Origin of the sequence: Paenibacillus ginsengihumi DSM 21568 (assembly GCF_000380965.1) — a bacterium.
GTDB classification, from domain to species: Bacteria; Bacillota; Bacilli; order Paenibacillales; family NBRC-103111; genus Paenibacillus_G; species Paenibacillus_G ginsengihumi.
This window is the reverse complement of sequence record NZ_KB905671.1, coordinates 1-3018: the sequence shown is the minus strand read 5'-3', so window position 1 is coordinate 3018 and position 3018 is coordinate 1. Positions and strand designations below refer to the sequence as shown.

At 58.8% G+C, this 3018-nt stretch carries 4 protein-coding genes; 1 reads left to right on the top strand and 3 read right to left on the bottom strand.

Annotation, left to right across the window (positions count from 1 at the left end; genetic code table 11):
* On the top strand, nucleotides 1–224 hold a 224-nt coding region (locus F591_RS32520; protein WP_211217638.1), incomplete at its 5' end, for a hypothetical protein.
* 436 nt (nucleotides 225–660) lie between these two features.
* On the opposite strand, the gene F591_RS0126770 is transcribed toward F591_RS32520, so the two are convergent.
* From F591_RS0126770 to nirD, 3 genes are read right to left on the bottom strand one after another with little or no spacing between them, the layout of a single operon-like run.
* Complete coding sequence (locus F591_RS0126770) at nucleotides 661–1479, bottom strand: formate/nitrite transporter family protein (protein ID WP_019537614.1); 819 nt, start codon at nucleotides 1477–1479, stop codon at nucleotides 661–663.
* 3 nt (nucleotides 1480–1482) lie between these two features.
* Nucleotides 1483–2322 carry a uroporphyrinogen-III synthase gene (locus tag F591_RS0126765; RefSeq protein ID WP_019537613.1) on the bottom strand — a complete coding sequence of 280 codons (840 nt, stop codon included), beginning with the start codon at nucleotides 2320–2322 and terminating at the stop codon, nucleotides 1483–1485.
* A gap of 26 nt (nucleotides 2323–2348) precedes the next feature.
* Nucleotides 2349–2690, bottom strand: coding sequence for a nitrite reductase small subunit NirD (gene nirD / locus F591_RS0126760; RefSeq protein WP_019537612.1), 342 nt, complete (start codon nucleotides 2688–2690; stop codon nucleotides 2349–2351).
* Nucleotides 2691–3018 lie beyond the last annotated feature (328 nt).

Below are 3018 nucleotides of genomic sequence, written 5' to 3'. Positions count from 1 at the left end.
AAGTAGAATTGGGCTATAATCCTACTTTTTCTCCATCGTATACGTATTTCCTTCAATTTTCTCGTTTTTTAAGCGAGAAGTTTCACGGATTCAGGCAAACCAAAGATAGAGAAATCCTGCATTTTGTACAACAATTTTGGCCTTATCATCATCCTATTGATGATAATCGCCCGAAATTTTGTATAAAATACAACATTTGCTCAGAAACGAGGCTCATTTCCTAGATTTTGTTGCACAAAATACAACATTTGCTCTCATACCGCAGAATCATACTCACATACTGTGGTGCCATGCTCACATCCTGCGGCATCATGCTCCCTCACTGCGGCGCCATGCTCGCACACCGCAGTGTCATGCCCCCACACTTGCAGCGTCATGCTCGCACACCGCAGTGTCATGCTCCCTCACTGCGGCGCCATGCTCGCATACCGCAGTGTCATGCCCCCACACTTGCGGCGCCATGCTCGCCCTCGCCGAGATTTTTCGGGCGCATGGTTTCGCGCAGCGGGGGCATTTTGCGCACGAGGAGGACGCTTTCGTCGGCTAAGGCCCGATTTCTCGCGCTGCGGACAAGGTTCGCCGCGTCACCTTCGCGAGGAAGCCGAAAAAAGCCCCTTTCGACCGAAAGCGAAAGGGGCCTTGTCCGCGAATCCGCCGGTGCTAGGCAGCCTTGGTGTGCTGCGAGGCGGAAGCCTTTTCTTTTTTCACATGCGTAAAATAAAGGAACATGCCGGTAAAAATCATTCCGCCCACGAAGTTGCCCAGCAGGACGGGAAGCTGGTTCCACAGCCACCAGCCGCCCAGCGTGATGTCGGCACCGTACAGGATACCTGCCGGGATGACAAACATGTTGACGACAGCATGCTCGAAGCCCTGCGCGAAAAAGGTCAAAACCGGCAGCCACATGGCCATAATCTTGCCCGCCGTCGACCTGGACGTCATCGCCATGACGACGCCGAGCGTCACCATCCAGTTGCACAGCACCGCTTTGACGAATACGGTCAGCAGCCCGTCGGCGCCCAACGCCGCGTAGCCGTTCGTCTTGGCTTCCGCTGCGCCAATAATCGTCTGTACGATCGGATTGGCCGCATGCCCCGCGTTCGTCACTGCGATATAGAATAGCGCAGCGTACAAGGCTGATCCTGCAATATGGCCGGCGATGACCCAGCCGAAGTTGCGGAGCATGCCGCTGATCGTCGCTCTCCGGCGCAGCACCGCAAGCGGAATGGTGGCAAAGCTGCCGGTAACTAGTTCAAGGCCGAGCAGCACGATGATGACGAACCCGACGGGAAAAACAAGCGCGCCCGCCAGGCCGATCTCCGTCTGTGCCGAAGCCGTATAGGCAAGCGTCGTCGCAAAAGCGAGAATGGCGCCGCCCAGAAAACCCCGCAGCAGCAAATCTGGAACGGACAGGCGTGCCTTCGCTTCACCTATCGCCGCCATCTGCTCCGCCACCTGCTCCGGTTTTACGTAATCCACTGATCAAATCGCTCCTTCATTCGTCAAGCCTTCCCGTCGGTCGAAATAATCGGCGAGCGCCTGCACCAGTTTGGCCATCCGTTCCTCCTTCGGCACGACGACGCGCCCTACGCCTTCCTCGCGCAAACATTCTGCCGTGAATTTGCCAACAGCCGCCGCCACCGCATGCGTCCGGAACGCCTGCATCAGCTCGGGCAGCTGCCCGGTGTCCCTGGCATAAGCCAGGAGAAAGCGGACTTGCGGACCGCTGGTGAAGGCGACAGCATCGACGCCGCCGGAGATGATCTCCGCGGTCAATTGGCGAAGCGACGCCTCCTCCGGCGGGATGTGGCGGTACGGAAGTATTTCGCGGCAGATCGCCCCCCGCTCCCGCAAAAAGCCGACCAGCCGCGGAGCCGGATCGCCATGCAGCTGCAGCGCCACCCGACATCCGCTCAGGTCGAAGGCGGCAAGCTCGCGGATCAGGCCGGCCGTCGTGCCGTCGTCATCGCGCGCGACCGGATTCAGTCCCAGCTTTCGCACAGCGAGGACCGCCTTGTACCCGCGGGCGGCAATGCGCGCCTGCTGCAATCGCTCGTGGAAACGCTGCTCGAGGCCGAGGTTGCGGGCGCTCCCGAGCAGAGTCTCGACGCCGACGCCAGTCGTAAAGATGAACCAGTCGACAGATTCCTCGACCAGCCGGGCCAGCTCCCGCTCCACCTCCCCGTCGTCGAGAAACACCGTTCCCTGCGCCGGTCTGATCAGCGGAATGCCGCCCTGCTTCTCCACCATCCGGCCCATTTCCTCCGCTTTGCGCGGACCGGTCAGCGCTACGCGGATGCCCGCCAGCCTCTGCGTTCTCAAGTGACATTGCCCCTTCCTTCGCGGATCTAAGATGCTATGCTGCTATCCTCGCCCTGCTCCACGTACAGTACGATATGCCCCGTCTCGCCGTCGATCTCGGCGCGATACGCCTTCACGCAGCCCTCGTCCGGCTCCTGCACGAGCCCATCGTTCAGATTGATCTTCCAATCGTGCAGCGGGCAATATACGTGATGGTCGCAGACGATGCCTTCCGACAGCTTGCCGTTCTTGTGCGGACAGCGGTTTTCAATCGCCCGCACGCCTCCTCCCGACAGCTTGAACACGGCGATTTCGACGCCGTCAACGTGAACGACGCGCGCCCGCCTCTCTTCAATATCTGTATGATGTCCGATTATGATCCGTTTCATCGGCGCTCTCCTCCCCGGTATCTCTTCTCTCAGCGCTTCCCGGCGCTTCTCGTTTTCCTCATTGCTCCCCAGTTCTATTTGTTCCCTTTCATTTCCAAATGCCGCTTCTTATTGCCTTTCATTGTCTGCCATTGCCACTCATTGCCTCTCATTGCTTCTCATTGTTTTCCCGGCGGTTCCCATCGCTTCTAAGCGCTTATCGACTCTTCAACTCTGCTTCGACTGTATCCGCACGCGTACGCCTGCACGATCCGGTCAATTGACGGGCATCGTCTCGCGCACGCCTGACCGATTCGGTCAGTTGGCGGCCGTGGCCTCATGCATGCCT